The organism is Rheinheimera sp., assembly GCF_036568245.1.
Lineage (GTDB): Bacteria > Pseudomonadota > Gammaproteobacteria > Enterobacterales > Alteromonadaceae > Alishewanella.
Map to the genome: position 1 here is coordinate 1 of NZ_DATCSY010000217.1, position 4,756 is coordinate 4,756.

Sequence of the window (4,756 nt, forward strand, 5' to 3'; positions counted from 1 at the left end):
AAGCGCTTAGATCAGGTTCTGGCAGAAATGTTCCCCGATTATTCGCGTTCGCGGATAAAAGAATGGATTTTAGCTGACGCGGTTAAAGTCGGCGGAGTGGTGCAAAACAAACCACGCGAGAAAATGCTGGGTGGCGAACACATCGATATCCTTGCTGAGCTGCCGGAAGACGAGCGCTTTGAAGCCGAAGCGATTGATCTGAATATTGTTTATGAAGATGAACATATACTGGTGATCAACAAACCGGCCGGTTTAGTGGTACATCCGGGCGCGGGTAACGCTGATGGCACTTTGTTAAATGCCTTACTGCATCATTGCCCGGGCATTGCAGAGGTACCGCGTGCCGGTATTATCCACCGGCTGGATAAAGATACCACTGGCCTGATGGTGGTCGCTAAAACGATCCCCGCGCAAACCCATTTGGTTGAAGCGATGCAGGCACGTGAAATTACCCGTGAGTATGAAGCTGTCTGCCATGGTGCCATGACTGGTGGCGGTACTATCGATGAGCCTATTGGCCGTCATCCGACTAAACGCACCCATATGGCGGTAAGTCAGTCGGGCAAACCAGCCACCACGCATTTTCGGGTGATGGAAAAATACCGCGCACATACCCGTTTGCGTCTGCGGCTGGAAACCGGTCGTACGCACCAAATCCGCGTGCATATGACCTTTGTGAATCATCCGTTGGTGGGTGATCCTGTCTACGCTGGTCGGCCACGTCCACCGCGTAAAGCTGATGAGCACCTGCTGACGATACTGCGTAACTTTAAGCGCCAGGCACTGCATGCCGCTATGTTGCGTTTGGCACATCCGATCACCTGCGAGATCCTGGAGTGGCATGCGCCTATACCAGACGATATGGTGCAGTTAAATGCAGCGCTACGGGCTGATACGGCCGAGCACGGTCTGGACTATGTGTAGCTAGCCGATGTCAGAAAGCTTGCTGCTACCCGATTGGCCTGCGCCGGCAAATGTCAGAGCTGTCATCAGTACGCGTACTGGTGGCTGCTCGGAAGGCCGTTATGCCAGTCTGAACCTGGGAAACCATGTTGCTGACAATCCGCATTGTGTGGCAGAAAACCGTGCCCGTTTTAAGCAATTGGCGCAAATGCCTGCGGAGCCAGTGTGGTTGCAGCAGGTACATGGCACCCGCGTTTTACCTATTGACAAAGCCAGCAGGGCGGGGCAGCAATCTGACGCCAGTGTGACATCGGTTGCCAAAGTGGTTTGTACCGTAATGACGGCTGACTGTTTGCCGCTGCTGCTGTGTAACGCCAACGGTACTCAGGTTGCTGCAGTACATGCGGGCTGGCGCGGCTTATGTGACGGTATTATCGAGCGCGCTGTTGCGAAGTTTGCTTTGGCGGACCAGATTTTAGCGTATTTAGGGCCGGCAATCAGTCAGAGTGCATTTGAGGTGGGGCCTGAAGTGCGGGCGGCTTTTATGTCAAAGGCGGTAGAAGCGGAGCAGGCTTTTGTTGCAGGTGGAGCAGACAAATGGCAGGCTGATTTGTATCTGTTGGCGCGTCAACGTTTACAGGCTGCAGGGGTGTGGCAGATATACGGTGGCAACTTCTGTACTTACGCTCAGCCTGAGCTGTTTTTCTCTTACCGCCGTGACGGCCAAACCGGTCGGATGGCAGCTTCTATCTGGTTAGACTGATCTAAGTCAATTTTTTGACGTTTCTTGCTTGAATTTCCGCCAGCAGCACCCAATCTTATGACACAACGAAGTTGTTCATTGAGGAGCTATCCATGCGTCTGGATAAATTTACCAGTAAGTTTCAGGAAGCGATTGCGGATGCGCAGTCGCTGGCGCTTGGCCGTGACCAGCAGTTTATAGAACCTGTGCATCTGATGTTTGCCCTGCTGAATCAGGAAGGCGGCACAGTGCGGGAGCTGTTAAACCGTCTGGCAATCAATTTTAACGAGCTGCGCTCTAAAGTAAGTCAGGCGATTGACCGTCTGCCAAGAGTTGAAGGTGAAGGTGCAAACCTGCAGTTATCTTCCGCTACTGCCCAGTTGCTGCAGCAATGCGATAAGTTTGCACAAAAGCGTAAAGACCAGTTTATTTCCAGCGAACTGTTCGTGCTGGCGGCGACAGAAGACAAGTCTGATCTGGGCAAGATTCTGCGGCTGATTGGTGTAACTAAAGAGGGGGTTGAAGCAGCCATTGAGCAAATGCGTGCCGGGCAGAAAGTAGATGACCCTAATGCTGAAGATACCCGCCAGGCGCTGACGAAGTACACTGTCGATTTAACCGCGCGGGCTGAAGCAGGCAAGCTTGACCCTGTAATTGGGCGTGATGAAGAGATCCGTCGTTGTATTCAGGTGCTGCAGCGGCGCACAAAGAACAACCCGGTATTAATCGGTGAGCCTGGCGTCGGCAAAACCGCTATTGTCGAAGGGCTGGCGCTTCGGATCATTAATAAAGAAGTGCCTGAAGGCTTGAAAGACAAGCGGGTGCTGTCGCTGGATATGGGCTCTTTGCTGGCCGGGGCTAAATACCGTGGCGAATTTGAAGAGCGCTTAAAGGCAGTACTGAACGAACTGGCCAAAGAAGAAGGCCAGGTCATTCTGTTTATCGATGAAATTCATACCATGGTCGGGGCCGGCAAGGCAGACGGTGCTATGGATGCCGGTAATATGCTAAAACCCGCACTGGCGCGTGGCGAGCTGCATTGCCTTGGCGCGACCACGTTAGATGAGTACCGCAAGTACATTGAAAAAGATGCAGCGCTTGAACGCCGCTTTCAGAAAGTGCTGGTAGAAGAGCCGTCAGTCGAAGATACCATAGCAATATTGCGTGGCTTGAAAGAGCGCTATGAGTTGCACCACGCGGTAGAAATTACCGATCCGGCAATCGTTGCCGCGGCAACCCTGTCACATCGCTATGTGTCTGACCGGCAATTGCCGGATAAAGCGATAGATCTGATTGATGAAGCCGCATCCAGCATTCGTATGCAGATGGACTCCAAACCGGAAGAGCTTGACCGTTTAGAGCGGCGGATTATTCAGCTGAAGCTGGAAGATAACGCGCTGGCGAAAGAGACCGATGAGGCCACCAAAAAACGGCGGGATATGATTCAGGAGCAAATCCGCGAGCTGGATGTTAAATACAATGAGTTAGATGAAGTCTGGGAGTCAGAAAAAGCAGCACTGCAAGGCACTCAGAATATTAAGGCTGAGTTAGAGCAGGCCAGGCTGGATTTGGAAGTTGCACGCCGTGCCAGCGATTTACAGCGGATGTCTGAACTACAGTATGGCCGTATTCCCGAACTGGAGAAAAAGCTCGATCTGGCATCTCAGGCGGAAATGCATGATAACACCCTGCTGCGTAACAAAGTGACCGACCAGGAAATTGCTGATGTGCTGTCTAAAGCCACCGGCATTCCTGTCAGTAAGATGCTCGAAGGCGAACGCGACAAATTGTTGCGGATGGAGCAGGCACTGCACGAGAAGGTTATCGGCCAGGATGAAGCAGTAACAGCCGTTGCGCACGCTATCCGCCGCTCCCGTGCTGGTCTGGCTGATCCGAACAAGCCGATAGGATCGTTCTTGTTTTTAGGCCCAACCGGGGTAGGTAAAACTGAGCTGACCAAGTCACTGGCAACCTTCCTGTTTGACAGCCCGGATGCGATGGTTCGCATTGATATGTCCGAGTTTATGGAAAAGCATGCCGTGTCGCGTCTGGTAGGTGCGCCGCCGGGGTATGTTGGTTACGAAGAGGGCGGCTACCTGACCGAGGCGGTGCGGCGCAAACCCTATTCCGTGGTGCTGCTTGATGAAGTAGAAAAAGCACATCCCGATGTGTTCAACATTCTGCTGCAGGTTCTGGACGACGGGCGCTTAACGGACGGTCAGGGCCGCACGGTGGACTTTAAAAACACTGTCATTATCATGACATCGAATCTGGGCTCGGATCTTATTCAGGAGCATTACCGTGAATACAGCTATGGTCAGATGAAAGACATGCTGATGGACGTTCTGGTGAAGCAGTTCAGGCCGGAGTTTTTAAACCGGCTGGACGAAACCGTAGTATTTCACCCGCTGGATAATAAGCAAATACGCAGTATTGCTAAAATTCAGCTGGCGAGGCTGGAGCAGCGTCTTGCTGAGCGGCAATATCAGTTCAGTATCAGTGATGCAGCACTGGATAAACTGGCTGAGGTCGGGTTTGACCCGCTGTATGGTGCAAGACCACTGAAAAGGGCTATTCAGCAACACCTGGAAAACCCTCTGGCGCAGGCGTTGCTGCAGGGCAATATTGCACCGGGTAGCACAGTATTACTTGATCATGATGGCTCACGCTTTGTCGTCAGCAGCCAGCCTTAACTAAGCTAACCCTTGCTTTAAAAGTGACCGCCACGGCGGTCACTTTTGCCATCAGGCTATCCATGTTAAGGTATGTCCCTTATAATCATTACTAATTTCCCAAAGCAGAAGTGGCTTTATGACTGAGTCAAAAACGCAAGACACCGCCCCGCGCAAGGGCATTTTCCTGTTACCTAATTTACTGACCACAGGTGGGTTGTTCTCCGGTTTTTACGCCATAGTGGCATCGATGAACGGACACTTTGAAGCTGCAGCAGTGGCCATTTTTGTCGCGATGATTTTTGACGGTCTCGATGGCAGAGTTGCCAGGTTGACGAATACGCAAAGCGAGTTTGGTGCCCAATATGACAGCATGTCTGATATGTTGTCTTTTGGTATGGCACCGGCTTTGGTGGCGTACAACTGGGGCCTGGCGGAG

4 protein-coding genes are annotated in these 4,756 nt (G+C 52.2%); all 4 read left to right on the plus strand.

The window, feature by feature from the left end:
• Nucleotides 1-924, plus strand: a 924-nt coding sequence (gene rluD / locus VIN66_RS10100) for a 23S rRNA pseudouridine(1911/1915/1917) synthase RluD (protein ID WP_331923868.1), incomplete at its 5' end; no start/stop codon positions are given.
• Between the two features lie 7 nt (nt 925-931).
• On the plus strand, nt 932-1,666 hold the full coding sequence (pgeF, locus tag VIN66_RS10105; RefSeq protein WP_331923869.1) for a peptidoglycan editing factor PgeF: 735 nt from the start codon (nt 932-934) through the stop codon (nt 1,664-1,666).
• Nucleotides 1,667-1,758: 92 nt separating this feature from the next.
• Nucleotides 1,759-4,338, plus strand: coding sequence for an ATP-dependent chaperone ClpB (gene clpB, locus VIN66_RS10110; protein ID WP_331923870.1), 2,580 nt, complete (start codon nt 1,759-1,761; stop codon nt 4,336-4,338).
• Between the two features lie 118 nt (nt 4,339-4,456).
• Nucleotides 4,457-4,756: CDP-alcohol phosphatidyltransferase family protein (locus VIN66_RS10115; protein ID WP_331923871.1), on the plus strand; the 300-nt coding region annotated here is incomplete at its 3' end.